This window comes from Streptomyces smaragdinus, assembly GCF_009604385.1.
Classification (GTDB): domain Bacteria; phylum Actinomycetota; class Actinomycetes; order Streptomycetales; family Streptomycetaceae; genus Streptomyces; species Streptomyces smaragdinus.
In genome coordinates this window covers 55,774-69,306 of record NZ_WEGJ01000038.1, presented here as the reverse complement: position 1 = coordinate 69,306, position 13,533 = coordinate 55,774, and the positions used below count along the sequence as shown (strand labels likewise).

Annotated in this window: 11 protein-coding genes and 1 pseudogene; 3 read left to right on the top strand and 9 right to left on the bottom strand. The window is 72.0% G+C overall.

The features are described from left to right. Positions 1-161: 161 nt before the first annotated feature. Both SRB5_RS29835 and SRB5_RS29830 read right to left on the bottom strand, forming a co-directional pair. Positions 162-1,145: a hypothetical protein gene (locus SRB5_RS29835; protein ID WP_194293071.1), complete on the bottom strand. Its 984-nt coding sequence runs from the start codon at positions 1,143-1,145 to the stop codon at positions 162-164. Between the two features lie 89 nt (positions 1,146-1,234). After that, entirely contained in the window at positions 1,235-1,672 is a 438-nt protein-coding gene (locus tag SRB5_RS29830) for an ATP-binding protein (RefSeq protein WP_153456571.1), read from the bottom strand. Between the two features lie 370 nt (positions 1,673-2,042). Here SRB5_RS29830 and SRB5_RS29825 point away from each other — a divergent pair, with 370 nt between their 5' ends. Both SRB5_RS29825 and SRB5_RS29820 read left to right on the top strand, forming a co-directional pair. Further along, on the top strand, positions 2,043-2,822 hold the full coding sequence (locus SRB5_RS29825) for a helix-turn-helix domain-containing protein (protein ID WP_153456570.1): 780 nt from the start codon (positions 2,043-2,045) through the stop codon (positions 2,820-2,822). Beyond that, positions 2,819-3,067 carry a DUF397 domain-containing protein gene (locus SRB5_RS29820; RefSeq protein ID WP_323378715.1) on the top strand — a complete coding sequence of 83 codons (249 nt, stop codon included), beginning with the start codon at positions 2,819-2,821 and terminating at the stop codon, positions 3,065-3,067. Before SRB5_RS29825 ends, SRB5_RS29820 begins: the two co-directional genes overlap by 4 nt. Before the next feature lie 943 nt (positions 3,068-4,010). Here SRB5_RS29820 and SRB5_RS29815 read toward each other — a convergent pair. From SRB5_RS29815 to SRB5_RS29790, 6 genes and pseudogenes are all read right to left on the bottom strand, one after another. After that, the gene (locus SRB5_RS29815) at positions 4,011-6,302 is read right to left on the bottom strand and encodes a xanthine dehydrogenase family protein molybdopterin-binding subunit (protein WP_323378714.1); all 2,292 of its coding nucleotides are present in this window, start codon (positions 6,300-6,302) and stop codon (positions 4,011-4,013) included. Next, a pseudogene (locus SRB5_RS37785) lies at positions 6,299-6,835 on the bottom strand ((2Fe-2S)-binding protein); the annotation flags it as partial. The gene SRB5_RS29815 and the pseudogene SRB5_RS37785, both read right to left, overlap by 4 nt. 521 nt (positions 6,836-7,356) lie before the next feature. After that, positions 7,357-8,259, bottom strand: coding sequence for an FAD binding domain-containing protein (locus SRB5_RS29805; protein WP_153456569.1), 903 nt, complete (start codon positions 8,257-8,259; stop codon positions 7,357-7,359). Positions 8,260-8,586: 327 nt separating this feature from the next. Further along, the gene (locus tag SRB5_RS29800) at positions 8,587-10,221 is read right to left on the bottom strand and encodes a beta-N-acetylhexosaminidase (RefSeq protein ID WP_153456568.1); all 1,635 of its coding nucleotides are present in this window, start codon (positions 10,219-10,221) and stop codon (positions 8,587-8,589) included. 172 nt (positions 10,222-10,393) lie between these two features. Further along, positions 10,394-10,687, bottom strand: a complete 294-nt coding sequence (locus SRB5_RS29795; RefSeq protein ID WP_153456567.1) for a DUF3039 domain-containing protein — start codon at positions 10,685-10,687, stop codon at positions 10,394-10,396. A 54-nt stretch (positions 10,688-10,741) separates the two neighbouring features. Continuing rightward, positions 10,742-11,323 carry a YqgE/AlgH family protein gene (locus SRB5_RS29790; RefSeq protein WP_153456566.1) on the bottom strand — a complete coding sequence of 194 codons (582 nt, stop codon included), beginning with the start codon at positions 11,321-11,323 and terminating at the stop codon, positions 10,742-10,744. A gap of 265 nt (positions 11,324-11,588) precedes the next feature. Between SRB5_RS29790 and murA the strand changes: the two genes are divergently transcribed. Continuing rightward, positions 11,589-12,926, top strand: coding sequence for a UDP-N-acetylglucosamine 1-carboxyvinyltransferase (gene murA / locus SRB5_RS29785; protein WP_153456565.1), 1,338 nt, complete (start codon positions 11,589-11,591; stop codon positions 12,924-12,926). A gap of 150 nt (positions 12,927-13,076) precedes the next feature. Here murA and SRB5_RS29780 read toward each other — a convergent pair whose 3' ends face one another. Then, positions 13,077-13,358 carry an HU family DNA-binding protein gene (locus SRB5_RS29780; protein ID WP_153456564.1) on the bottom strand — a complete coding sequence of 94 codons (282 nt, stop codon included), beginning with the start codon at positions 13,356-13,358 and terminating at the stop codon, positions 13,077-13,079. Positions 13,359-13,533: the final 175 nt, after the last annotated feature.

Below are 13,533 nucleotides of genomic sequence, written 5' to 3'. Positions count from 1 at the left end.
CCTCGTCGGCTTCTACGGCGACCGAATCGACCTCGACGGACTACCCCTCGCCACGAACGAGTGACCAACTAGAACTAAACCCCCAAGACGTCAAAGAAAGGGCATACACAAAACTCAAGACATTCCCCCTTACCCGTGGTTGCTCCAGCGACTGTTGGGTCTCAGTCACGGACCAGCAGCTCCGGATGGCGAAAGAGGAAGACCCAGTACGCGATCGCAGCGCCTCCGCTGAGTGCCGACAGTAGGAATCCGGCGAGCAGTCGGCCGCTTCGTCTCTCCGTGGGGTCCGCCCGGCGGTAGACAATGAACGCCTTGCAGGCGCCGGCCATGCCCAGGGGTATTGCGATAAGCGAGCTCAGTACCCAGTACGGGAACAGCCAGACGGCGACGGACGCGACGCCCCACCTCAGCGAGGTCTTGGCCTCGCGGTCGAATTCCGTTGGGGGACGCGGCGCGTAGTGGTTCAAGTAGGCGCGCGTTCCGGGGCCGAGGCCTGACAGGGCGTCGTCGTTGAGGGCGCGCCAGAGGCGGTTCTCGGCCCAGAAACGGTAGGCGAACTCCGTGAAGGAAGGCGCGCACCAGAGGATTGCGGACTGTTGTTCCTCCAGGTCGTCGAGATCCGTTCCCGTGTCCTCGCCGGCGCGCCGTGCCTCGTATTCGTATTCGTAGTCGAGATGGGAGTGCACCACGAAAGACTCGCCCGAGGGGCGGAGGTAGAGGTACCAGATGACGCAGTCCTGTTGATCGCGCAGGAATCGTACGAGGTAGGCGTCCGGCTCGACCGGGCTGGGCAGGGGCTCCGAGATGTGGGTCGAGCAGGCAGTCACCGATATCTCGTCCAGCAGGCGGTACAACTTCGAGTCCGTCTGGAAGGTGACGAAGTCCTGCGGCAGCGTCACGCCCTTGGCCTCAAGGCCCTCTGCCAATTCGCCGAGTTCCACCGCCAGTTCCGGAACGACCTCGCCGGATCCAGCCAGTCTTCGGTCGGCACCCGTGAAGTCGGCCGGGTCGATACGCGGCAGACCCTCGTAGGGATAGCGCTCATAGGTGGAGCGGCAGGGTCGGTACTCGCCCAGGTCGGTGCCGCACCAGGCGCGGGCGAAGACGATCGGGGGAGCGTCGGACACTGATCGTTCGCCAGACATGGATCCCCCGATGGTCGCCGTGAGTGGAGTTACTGACGCAAGCATCGCATCGGCCACCGACATGGGCTCTCGTCGTGGAGGTCCAGGAGTTACAGGAGTGGCGTCGGCGTGCGGACGGTGCACCAGGTTGTACGTCCGTCGTCTGCGGTGCCCCATCTGTGGGCCAGGATCGTGACCAGGAACAGGCCCCTGCCCGAGGTGTCGTACGGGGCTGCGGGGCGAGGGACGGGGGCCGTTGGGTTGTCGTCCGTTACCTCGATGCGGATTGTTTCGTCCGCGTGGCGGAGGTACAGGTCGATGTCACCTTCGCCGTGTTGGACGGCGTTCGTGACCAGTTCGGAGACCAGGAGGACGATGTCGTCCGCCAGGGAAGCGCGGACGTTCCACAGGGTGAGGAAATCCGTCGTGATGCGGCGCATTCGGCCGACGGCGGCCGGTTGTGGGGCGAACGAGACCTCGAAGGCTCCCGTCATGCGTGGGGGCAGTTCCGCGAGGCCGGCGCCGGGAGCGGTGAGGGTGGGGCTCATCGGTGGCCTCCCCGGCGGGCGGTGTGGGGCCGCGCGGGGCGAGGGTTGCCGGTGGTGTGGTGCATGGGGTGCCTCGGCTTCGTGGGAGGTGCGGGGGCTTCCGGCCTGAGGTCGGAATCCGGTGCGAGTCGGCTCTTCTGGGCTCTCTGCCCCGGGTTTACGCGCAAGCGCGGCTCGCTTGGCATTTAGATTGCGCTAATTGGCGGTCGGCGTGCAACTCGGTCACTCCATTGGTAATTCGAACGCACAAATGTGCTTATTGAGTCAGGCGACGCCCGCGTGTCAGGGTGCGCGCATGACACAGAAAAGGGCGACACCAACCGTAAAAAGGCGCAGAGTTGGTGGCCAATTGCGCCGGTGGATCGGGCCGATGAAGTCCGGCGACGCCGCCAGGCTCATGGGCTGGGACAACACCCGGCTGAGTCGCATCCTGCGGGGCACGTACCGGATCTCCGGGGAGGAAGTGCGGGCCTTCTGCGAGAAGCTGGGCGTGGACGATCCCGAAGGTGTGGCGGAAGTCGCGCGGGTTGCCGACGAGCCTGCGGGGCAGGGGTGGTGGACGGCGTACAAGGATCGGGTCGGGCAGAATTACCTCGACTTCATCGAGCTGGAGGCCGAGGCCGAGATGCTTCAGGTCCAGCACCCGGTCATCATTCCCGGCCTGCTCCAATCACCCGGATACGCCCGGGAGATGATCACCCGCGCGCCCACCGTCGTATCGCCGGCCCAGGCGGAGACCCTGGCCGCGATCAGGCTGTCGAGGCAGGCAGTGCTGAGTAAGGCCGTCAAAATTCATGCCCTGGTGCCGGAGTCGGCGTTGCACGCCGCCTTCGAGTCGGGTCCGGCTCTCATGCGGGATCAGATCCGCAAGCTCATCGACGCCTCGCAGATGCCGCACATCGAACTCCAGCTCATCCCGCTGACCACGCATCCGACCTACGGGGCGGGCGGCGCCATCACCCTGCTGTCCCACAAGCACCCGTGGGCCAAGGTCGCAAGCGTCGACAACCCCCTGGGCGGCACGCACACTGACGATGCAGAGCAAGTCGACCTCCTGGAGAAGGAGTTCAAGGCCATCGCCGGGGTCGCGCTTCCCGTCGACGAGTCGCGGGGAGTTCTTACCCGCTACCTGGAGGGACCGCGTAAGTGACCACGATAAACGGAGCTGACCGTACGGCACCTGAGCTCGGGGCCGCCGTCTGGCGGAAGTCCTCGTACAGCGGAGGAAGCGAGAGCCAGTGCATCGAGGTCGCCGACCTCACCCGTACCCCTCACGGAGCTCTCGCCGTCCGGGACTCCAAGAACCCCCACGGCCCCGCGCTCCTCTTCACCCCCGACGCCTTCGCCGGGTTCGTCGACGCTGTGCGACGAGGGGAGTTCGGGCTTCAGCCGTGATGGGGTGCGGTCCGCGCAGCTCCCTGTAGAGGTGCGCGGGCAACCTCCGCTCCCCCGCGACCGTCCGCCCCCCGTCGGGCACGGACCGCGGTTCCGGGCCCGAGGCGCGGGCGGTCTGCTTCCGGGTTGCGCGGCGTTGCGCCGCCGGCTCCCCGCGCCTGCGGCGCGGGGCGGGTTGCCGACCCACACACCGCCCGTTTCTGGGTGACGGGGCTGGCGTAGCCGGCGGCGGGGTGGGCGGTGTTGGTGGTGGGGGTGGGCGTCTGGTCCGGGGTGGGTCCGTGGCGGGGGTTTGGATGCGGAGTGATTCTGCGGCGCTGCGCGCCTTGGGGCAGGGAGCGGGGGCGGGGCGCTGCGCGCCTCGCAGTGAGGGGCGGCGCTGGCGCGCCTTTTGAGGGGGGCTCGGCGCTGCGCGCCTCGTGATGCGGAGCGGGGGAAGCCGCTGGCGCGGCTTCGGGCGGAGGCGCTGCGCGCCCCCGGGGTTGTGGAGTGAGGCGTCGGCGCTTCGCGCCGCCGGGCCGGCGACTGCGGGGACGACCGTTCGAGGGCCTGTGCTCCGGGGGAGTTCCCCACGGTTGGCGGGCTATGGGGGGCGGTGACCAGGGACAATCCGGTAGCCGCGTACGCAGGCAAGGGGACGTTCGACACGCCTGCGCGCGTACGGGAAACGCGCCCGAATGGACCACGACGCGGCAGTACGCGCGTAGGTGTGTCGGGCGGCCCCGACCCCACGACGTGACGGCGGCGCACCCCAGCAGACCAGGCACCGAACCAGGGGCCAAGACACCCACCCTCAGCCCGGCCGGCGTTTGAGGCCTCCGGCCGAAGGCCGGATGCGCGAAAGCCGACGCAACCGGCAGCAGAAGTCCGCCGCAGACGGCCACCGGCCGGAGGCCGACGCAACCGCCAGCCAAAGACCGACACACACCGCCGCGCGACGGAGTCACGCGTCCCGCGCAATCGCCCCCTGCGGCCGTATCGGCAGCCGCGTAACCGGACGCCCCGTAGCCGCCCGTACCGCCGACGCAACGGCAGCCGGAGAAGTGACCACCGGCACCGCCCCCGCCGCCTTCGCCCCGAACGGGGCCACCACATCCCGTTCCTCCACCAGCCGAACGATCCGCACCGGCGGCGCATCCAGCGACGTCGGGATCGTGTACCCCGTGAAGTCCGGGTGGCGAACGATGCCGTCCACCGTCCGCAGGTTCTCCATCAGCGCCGCGCCCACACCCTGCGTCACGCCCGCCTCGATGCGCATGGCCAGCTGGCGCGGGTTCAGGACCTTGCCGACATCCTGCGCCACCGCCATCTCCACCACCCGGATCGTCCCGAGCTCCACGTCCACATCGACGACGGACCGGATCGCGCAGAACGCCAGCCCCACGAACGCGTCCCCCTGACCCGTGTCGTCCAGCGGCTCCGTGGGGTGCGGGCGGCACTGGGCCGTGGCCCAGAGTTCCTTGCCGCCCAGGGCCTCCGCGACCGTCGTGGACAGGACGCCGTCGTACGACGTGATCTTGCCGTCCGCGATCGTCAGGAGCTCCGTACTCATCCCGAACTTCTGGGCCAGCGGCTGCAGCAGCTGCGTCCGGACCATCTTCGCCGCCCGCTCCACCGCCCCCGCCGACACCCACGTGTGCCGCCCGCGCGCCGCCGGACCAGCGGGAGGCTGGTCGGTGTCGACGGCGGCCACGTGGACCTCCTCGACCCCCAGCACCTCCTGGACCACCTGACGCGCCAGCGTCGAGAATCCCTGGCCCGTGTCGACCGCCGCACACATCACCGTGGCGACCGTGCCGTCCACGCGGACCGTGGCCGTCGAGACCTCGTCGGCGCCCTCCGCGCCCAGCATGTGCACCATGCCCAGCGCATAGCCCACACCGCGGCGGATCGCGTCCGGCTCGCCCGCGCCCTCGGGGCCGCCGGGGAGCAGCCATTCGGCCTCGGGGAGGTCGGCGAGCGCCGGGGGGAGGGGGGCTTCGCGGACCGCCTGGAGGAGTTCGGCGACCGGGGCGGGGCAGGTCACCGTCTGGCCGGTGGGGAGGAGGTCGCCGGTGGTCAGGGCGTTGCGCAGGCGCAGGTCGACGGGGTCGAGGCCGAGTTGCGCGGCGAGCTTGTCCATCTGGGCCTCGTACGCGTGGCACACCTGCATGGCGCCCTCGCCGCGGACGTGGCCGGAGGGCGGGTTGTTCGTACGGACGGCCCAGCCCTCGACGAAGGCGTGCGGGACGACGTACGGGCCGCAGGCGAACGAGACGGCGGCGGCGAGGACCTCGGCGGAGGAGTCGGCGTAGGCGCCGGCGTCCAGGAGGATCTGGGCCTCGATCTTGACGAGCTTGCCGGTGGAGTCCGCGTGGTGGCAGTAGCGCAGCAGTGTGGGGTGGCGGTGGGCGTGGCCCAGGAACGATTCCTCGCGGGTCGCGGCCAGCTTCACCGGGGTGCCCGTGCGCAGGGCGAGGAGGCCCAGCGGGAGGAGCATGCCGGGGTCCTCGCGGTCGGCGGTGGCGCCGGGGACGCCGGTGACGACGACCTTGACCATGTCCGGCGCGAGGCCGAAGCAGGCGGCGGCCAGATCGCGGTCGGCGTGCGGGTCGGTGGACGCGGTGTAGAACTCGACGCCGCCGTCGGGGCGGGGCACGGCCAGGCCGGCCTCGGCGCCGATGGGGGCGGGGTCCTGGCGTTCGACCCGGTACAGGCCCTCCACCACGACGTCGCCGGTGGCCCCGGGGTCGCCGAAGCTGAGGGGGATGTGGCGGATGAGGTTGCCGTCGGGGTGCAGGGGCTCGGCGTCGAAGGCGGTCTGCGGGTCGGTGACGGGCTCCAGCACCTCGTACTCGACCATGATCGCGGCGGCGGCGAGGCGGGCCGCGTCGGGGTGGTCGGCGGCGACGGCGGCGATGGGCTCGCCGTGGTGGCGCACCAGGTCGTGGGCGAAGACGGGGCGGTCGGCGACGCGGCGGCCGTGCAGCGCCTCGGCGGGGACGTCGGTGTGCGTGAGGACGGCCCGTACGCCCGGCATCTGCTCGGCGAGGGAGGTGTCGACGGAGAGGATGCGGGCGTGGGCGTGCGGCGAGCGGTGGATGCCCGCCCACAGCAGGCCCTCGGCCCACAGGTCGGCGGCGTACGGGAAGGTGCCCTCGGTCTTCGCCCGGACGTCCAGGGCGGTGACGGAGGCGCCGATGCCGCGCGGGGTGCCCTCACCGGAGGGGGCGGCGGTGTCCTGCTCGGTGGTCACGCCGGTCCGCCTTCCTGAGCGCCGGGGGTGTACGGGTCCTCGGTGGCGCCGCCCGTGCGCCGGGCGATGACGTCCTGGACGGCGGACAGGACGCCCTGGTAGCCGGTGCAGCGGCAGAGGTTGCCGCAGAGGGCCTGGCGGGTCTCGCGCTCGCTGGGGGTGTGGTTGCCCTCGAGCAGGTCGTGCACGGTCATGGCGATCCCGGGGACGCAGAACCCGCACTGCACGGCGCCGGACGCGGCGAGCGCGGCCTGGACGTCGGAGGGCAGGCCGTCGGCGGCCAGGCCCTCGGCGGTACGGATCTCGGCCCCGGCGGCGGTGGCGGCGGGGACCAGACAGGAGGCGACGAGGCGGCCGTCGACCTTGACGTTGCAGGCGCCGCACTCGCCCTGGGAGCAGCCGTCCTTGGCGCCGGCGAGGCCGAGGCGCTCGCGCAGGACGTAGAGGAGGGATTCGCCGATCCAGGCGTCGGTGACGGGGCGGTCGGCCTCGTTGACGCGCAGGACGTACGAGGCGCGGGGGTGCTCGTCGGGGAGGCCGGGGTCGGGGGCGGGAGCCGGGGCCGTCCACTGTTCGGCGGTGTCGGACTCGTCCGGTACGGGCTCGGGCGACGGCTCAGGCGACGGCTCGGAAGAAGGCGCGGCGGATGCCGTCAGCCCCGCGCTCAGCCCCCGCCGCATCGCGGCACCCTCGTCCGCGGAGGCCGGGGAATCGTCGACCTTCGTCCAGGCGCTGATCTGCCCCTCGTCCCGCGACCCCTCCCCGTCGGCCGGATGCGAGGCGGGCCCGCCGGCGATCTGCCAGGTCCCGGTGTGCTCCGCGTCGGGCGGCGTGCTGAAGTCGGGGATCCGGAACGCGGTGGTCTCCGCCGGGTCCGAGGACGCCGCCGCGATGGGCGGCGGGGTGTAGCCGTGTCCGGGGGCGGCCAGGGGATCGGGGTAGCCGGCGGACTGGCTGTCCCAGCCCTCCGGCGGCAGCTGGAGGAATCCGGTGGCCTCCGGGTCGTACTCCCCCGACGGCGGCAGGGGTTCCCAGCCGCCCTGGTTGTGCGGGCTCACGTCAGTGCCCTTCCGAGTGCGCGGCGGGCCAGGACCGCGACCGTACGCCGCAGCTGCAGCGCGGTCGGCGGCAGGGCGGGGACCTCCGCGCCCTCCTGGGCGGGTGCGGGGTCGGGGATGCAGGCGACGGCGACGTACTCGCCGAAGGCCCGCAGTGCCTCCGGGTCGATGCGGCGGCCGTTGTCCCAGTCGATGAGCGAGGCCACCCAGTCCTCGGCCTCCAGCGGGCGCATCGGGGCGGGCCCGACGGCGCCGACCGCGCAGCGCACACCCCGGCGCGCCGGGTCGAGCACCAGCGCGACGGAGGCGATGGCGCGCCCCGGTCCGGTGCGCCCGGTGGCCTTGAGGAACACCTGCGGCGCGTGCAGCAGCGGCACCCGGACGAAGCCGATCAGCTCGCCGGAGCGCAGCCGTTCGACGCCGCCGAGCAGATGGGAGACGGGCACTTCGCGCACCGCCCCCTCGGGCCCGGCGATCACGACGGTGGCCTCCAGCGCGGCGAGCGCGGGGAGGGCGTCGCCGGTGCGGGCGGCGGTGCCGATGTTGCCGCCGAGGGTGCCGGCGTTGCGGATCTGGGGCGGGCCGGCGGCGCGGGCGGCGGCGGCCAGGCAGGGGATGAGGGCGGCGAAGTCGGGGCGGCCCATGCGGGCGTGGGTGAGTCCGGCGCCGAGGAGGGCGTGGCCGTCCTGGTAGTGCCAGCCGCGGATCTCGTTGATGCGGCCGAGGCCGACGAGGGCAAAGGGCCGTAGCTCTCCGGCGTTCACGGCGGCCATCAGATCGGTGCCGCCGGCGACCGGGACGGCGGCCGGCATGGCCGCGAGAGCCGCCACCGCCTCGTCGATCGAGTCCGGCAGCAGCACCGTCTGCGGTGGCTGCGCGGCCGGTGCGTGAGTGGTCAACCCAGCAGCCCCTTCTGCAAGTCCCCGGATGCCCGGTCCCCCCGGGCGGACCCCGCACGGGACCGCCGTCTCCGCAGGAGACGGTTCCGGTGTGGCGGGGTATGCCCTGCCCTTGGGACAGGGTCTGGGCCTACTCTCGCACACCTCGCGGACGCCGGGTCCGGCCGCCGGAATCCGGCCGCCGAACCCGCTGGTACGGGGGAGACCGAGCGTACCCCCGTGCCTGATCCCGCAGCTATGCCCGGGTCGTCCGAGACCGGGGGCGGGCAGTGGTGATTGTCACCCTTGACACCCCCTTGCACGGAAAAGAGCGGCACTGCCCCTCCGTCACACGTTCGGGGGTTCGCCGTCGATCGGGCGTCCGAGGATGCCGGGGCGCTGCTGCCAGGGCCGGGGGCCGGCCGGCGGCCGGTACTCGACGCCGAGGGCGTCCAGGCGGGCGTAGTGGGCGCTCATGCGCTGCTCGAAGCCGGCGAAGTCCCGTTCGTCGGGGGCGGGCAGCCGGGACCAGGCGACCTCGGCGAAGGCGGCGAGGCGGGGGAAGGCCTGGTAGTCGACGCGGCGCCGGTCCTCCATGGTCTCGGTCCAGACGTTGGCCTGGGTGCCCAGGACGTGCCTGGCCTCGTCCTCGGTGAGCTGCGGCGGTACGGGCTCGAAGCGGTAGACGTCGCGCAGGGTGCGTACGTAGCCGATGGGCGAGGGCTCCTGGTCGCCGGGGGCCTGCCGGTGGTCGAGGTAGACCTGCTGCTCGGGGCACATGACGACGTCGTGCCCGGACTGGGCGGCGGCGATGCCGCCCGCGTAGCCCCGCCACGAGGAGACGGTGGCGCCCTCGGCGAGGCCGCCCTCCAGGATCTCGTCCCAGCCGACGAGGCGGCGGCCGCGGCCGGCGAGCCAGCGGTCGAAGTGGCGGATGAACCAGGACTGCAGCTCGTCCTCGTCCTTCAGGCCGAGCTGTTTGATCCGGGCCTGCGCGGCCGGGGAGGCCTTCCACTGGTCCTTCGGGACCTCGTCGCCGCCGACGTGCACGAACTCCGAGGGGAAGATCTCCAGGACCTCCTCGAAGACGCCCTCGTAGAAGCGCAGGACCTCCTCGGTGGGGGCGAGGATGTTCTCCGCGACGCCCCAGTCGGTCCAGACGCTGAGGGCCTCGGTGTCGACGACGTCGGTGTTGCCGAGCCAGGGGTAGGCGGTGATCGCGGCCTGGGAGTGGCCGGGGATGTCGATCTCGGGGACGACGGTGATGTGCCGTTCGGCGGCGTACGCGACGATCTCGCGCAGGTCGTCCTGGGTGTAGTAGCCGCCGTGGCGGCGCTCGTCCCAGTACGGGGAGGCGCGGTGGCCCATCCGGCTGCGGGTGCGCCAGGAGCCGTCCTCGGTGAGCTTCGGGTAGCGCTTGATCTCGACGCGCCAGCCCTGGTCGTCGGTGAGGTGCAGGTGCAGCACGTTCAGCTTGTGGGCGGCGAGGAGGTCGAGGTAGCGCAGGACGGCGTCCTTGGGCAGGAAGTGCCGGGAGACGTCCAGCAGCAGGCCGCGCCAGCCGAAGCGGGGGGCGTCCTCGATCTCGACGGCGGGGAGGCGCCAGATGCGGCCGGGGAGGGGGGCGCGGCGGTAGATCTCGGGGCCGAAGAGCTGGCGGAGGGTCTGCGCGGCCCAGAAGAGGCCGGCCGGTCCGCCGCCGGTGAGCTCGACGCCGTGCGGGGTGACGCCGACGCGGTAGCCCTCCTCGCCGAGCTCGCGGCCGAGGGCGGTGTCGAGGGCGAGGCGGATGACGTCGCCGTGCTCACCGCGGCCGGGAGGCAGCGGGAGGCCGGTGGCGGCGCCGAGCTCGGTGCGCAGCCACCGCTCGGTGCCGTCCGTACCCGGTCCGGCGGCGAGGGTGGTGCCGCGGCCCAGTACGAAGTGGGAGTCGCTGAGGGCCGCGGTGTGCCGCGGGGCGGGGATCAGGGCAGGCACAGTCATGCAGGACAGCCTCCGTCATGACCCCCACCCGGCGCAATAGGTCTGTACCAATCGGGCCGGGCGGAGGTGAACCCCGAGGTCGGGGGCGTGCGGGGCGGTGTACGACCCGCGCCCGCCTCCACGGGGGCGGAGGCACCCCCGCCGTGCGCGGGCGGGGTGCGGCGACCGCCTGTTACTTCTTGCCCTTGTCCTTGCCGCGGTCCTTGCCGGCGGCGCCCATGGACTCGTAGATCTCCTTGCACATGGGGCAGACCGGGTACTTCTTCGGATCGCGGCTGGGGACCCAGACCTTGCCGCAGAGCGCCACGACGGGGGTGCCGTCCAGTGCGCTGCCCATGATCTTGTCCTTCTGGACATAGTGGGCGAAGCGCTCGTGGTCACCGTCGCCGTGCGAGATCTGCGGCGTCGGCTCGACGAGGGTTCCGGTGCTGCTGCCGCGGTCGGGCTCGGGGATTGGGGTGCTCATGTGGGCCAGGGTACCGCCGGGTGTGCCCGCTTCGGCCTGCCCGGGAAGGCCCCTTCAGTTGAGCGCGGCGTCGTCCGGGTACGTGGCGAACATGGCCAGCCGGCTGCGCTGGCGCCGCAGCACCGCGCGCCACAGCCCCTCCGGCGCCGGCGAGGACACGTCACCGGGCTCGGACTCCACCACGTACCACGCCCCGTCCGCCAGCTCGTCCTCCAGCTGGCCGGGCGCCCAGCCCGCGTACCCGGCGAAGATCCGCAGCGTGCCGAGCTCCGCGGCGACCAGCTCGGGCGGGGCGTCCAGGTCGACCAGCCCGATCGCGCCGTGGATCCGACGCCACCCCATCGGCCCCGCCGCGACGTCGCCGTCGGCCGCGCCGCCGGGCACCACGGCGATGCCGAGCGCGGCGTCCAGCGACACGGGACCGCCCTGGAAGACGACGTCCGGGGTGCCCGTGAGCGCCGCCCAGGACTCCAGCACGTCCGCGACGCCGACCGGCGTGGGCCGGTTCAGCACCACGCCGAGCGCGCCCTCACCGTCGTGCTCGAGCAGCAGCACGACCGCGCGCTCGAAGTTCGGGTCGGCCAGGGAGGGGGTGGCCACCAGCAGCCGGCCTGTGAGCGATGACACCTCCGTCATGGCGACATGATCCCGCAGATCATCCCCGCGCGGGAGCCAACGGCCGTACGGATACGGCAAAGTACGTGCGACCTGCCGCAAGGGCGCGAACGGACCCCGCCCCGGGCGCACCGGGGCGCTCACGCACCGCGTACGCACCGTCCACGGAGGGTTTTGTGGCGAATTCATGACACCGCCCGGGACCCTTCGGACCTACGGAGGGGGGTAGTGGACGGATTAGCATGTGCCCCTGTCCCCCGCCCGACCCGATGTGATCGCGAGTCTCATGACTTCAGTCCCCGACGACGTACTGGTTGTCCACGGCGGCACCCCGCTGGAGGGCGAGATCCACGTCCGCGGCGCGAAGAACCTCGTGCCCAAGGCGATGGTCGCCGCGCTGCTCGGCAGTGGCCCGAGCCGGCTGCGCAACGTGCCGGACATCAGAGACGTCCGGGTCGTCCGCGGCCTGCTGCAGCTGCACGGCGTCACGGTGCGCCCCGGTGAGGAGCCGGGCGAGCTGGTGATGGACCCGTCGCACGTGGAGAGCGCCAACGTCGCCGACATCGACGCGCACGCCGGCTCCTCGCGGATCCCGATCCTGTTCTGCGGCCCGCTGCTGCACCGGCTGGGCCACGCGTTCATCCCCGGGCTCGGCGGCTGCGACATCGGCGGCCGGCCGATCGACTTCCACTTCGACGTGCTGCGCAAGTTCGGCGCCCGGATCGAGAAGCGCGCCGACGGGCAGGTCCTGGAGGCCCCGCAGCGGCTGCGCGGCTGCAAGATCAAGCTGCCGTACCCGTCGGTGGGCGCGACCGAGCAGGTGCTGCTGACGGCCGTCCTCGCCGAGGGCGTGACGGAGCTGTCCAACGCGGCCGTGGAGCCGGAGATCGAGGACCTCATCTGCGTCCTGCAGAAGATGGGCGCGATCATCGCGATGGACACCGACCGGACCATCCGGATCACCGGTGTCGACAAGCTCGGCGGCTACAACCACAAGGCCCTCCCCGACCGCCTCGAGGCGGCGTCCTGGGCGTCGGCGGCGCTGGCCACCGAGGGCGACATCTACGTCCGCGGCGCGCAGCAGCGGTCGATGATGACGTTCCTCAACACGTACCGCAAGGTCGGCGGCGCCTTCGAGATCGACGACGAGGGCATCCGCTTCTGGCACCCAGGCAGCGCGCTGAACGCCATCGCGCTGGAGACGGACGTGCACCCCGGCTTCCAGACGGACTGGCAGCAGCCGCTCGTCGTGGCGCTGACGCAGGCGTCGGGGCTGTCGATCGTGCACGAGACGGTGTACGAGTCGCGCCTGGGCTTCACGTCCGCGCTGAACCAGATGGGCGCGCACATCCAGCTCTACCGCGAGTGCCTGGGCGGTACGCCGTGCCGCTTCGGCCAGCGCAACTTCCTGCACTCCGCGGTCGTGTCGGGGCCGACGAAGCTGCAGGGCGCGGACCTGATCATCCCGGACCTGCGCGGCGGCTTCTCGTATCTGATCGCCGCCCTCGCGGCGCAGGGCACGTCCCGGGTGCACGGGATCGAGCTGATCAACCGGGGTTACGAGAACTTCATGGACAAGCTGGCGAAGCTCGGCGCGAACGTGTCACTGCCGTCGGCGGGCTGAGCTCCCCGGGACTCATCCACAGGCCCGTTCCGCCCCGTTACGGGACGGGGCGGGCCTTTCCCGTACGCCCGGCCCGACATGCCCACGGGGGCGCATCCGGACCGCGCGCCGGCGGTTCGGGTGCGCCCCCGTGGGGTGCTGCGGGGCGGGTTACTTGCCCTTGGCGGCTTCCTTGAGCTTGGAGCCGGCCGAGACCTTGACGCTGAAGCCGGCCGGAATGTCGATCGGCTCACCCGTCTGCGGGTTACGCGCGGTGCGAGCGGCACGGTGGGTGCGCTCGAAGGTCAGGAAGCCGGGGATGGTGATCTTCTCGTCGCCCTTGGCGACGACCTCTCCGGCAGTCTCGGCGAGGGCGGACAGCACGGCATCGGCGTCCTTGCGGGTCACCCCGGCGCGCTCGGACAGAGCGGCCACCAGCTCACTGCGGTTCATATCTAACTCCCGTGTTCTTCTTGCCAATGAGGCGTGCCACGCGGCAGCGCCGCATACGGGCACGCGTAGCCGATGCTGCCAGGGCCCTCTGACAGTCCCCCGACCGGGTCGGACCCGACCGTCGGACATCGGCCGTGGTCCGAGACCCGCGCGCCCGAGACGCATCCTGCACCCA

What these genes read in the sequence shown, in the direction of transcription:
- SRB5_RS29835 (WP_194293071.1), bottom strand. Translation starts at nt 1,145, where the DNA reads ATGTCTGGCGAACGATCAGTGTCCGACGCTCCCCCGATCGTCTTCGCC.
- SRB5_RS29830 (WP_153456571.1), bottom strand. Translation starts at nt 1,672, where the DNA reads ATGAGCCCCACCCTCACCGCTCCCGGCGCCGGCCTCGCGGAACTGCCC.
- SRB5_RS29825 (WP_153456570.1), top strand. Translation starts at nt 2,043, where the DNA reads ATGAAGTCCGGCGACGCCGCCAGGCTCATGGGCTGGGACAACACCCGG.
- SRB5_RS29800 (WP_153456568.1), bottom strand. Translation starts at nt 10,221, where the DNA reads ATGACTGTGCCTGCCCTGATCCCCGCCCCGCGGCACACCGCGGCCCTC.
- SRB5_RS29795 (WP_153456567.1), bottom strand. Translation starts at nt 10,687, where the DNA reads ATGAGCACCCCAATCCCCGAGCCCGACCGCGGCAGCAGCACCGGAACC.
- SRB5_RS29790 (WP_153456566.1), bottom strand. Translation starts at nt 11,323, where the DNA reads ATGACGGAGGTGTCATCGCTCACAGGCCGGCTGCTGGTGGCCACCCCC.
- murA (WP_153456565.1), top strand. Translation starts at nt 11,589, where the DNA reads ATGACTTCAGTCCCCGACGACGTACTGGTTGTCCACGGCGGCACCCCG.
- SRB5_RS29780 (WP_153456564.1), bottom strand. Translation starts at nt 13,358, where the DNA reads ATGAACCGCAGTGAGCTGGTGGCCGCTCTGTCCGAGCGCGCCGGGGTG.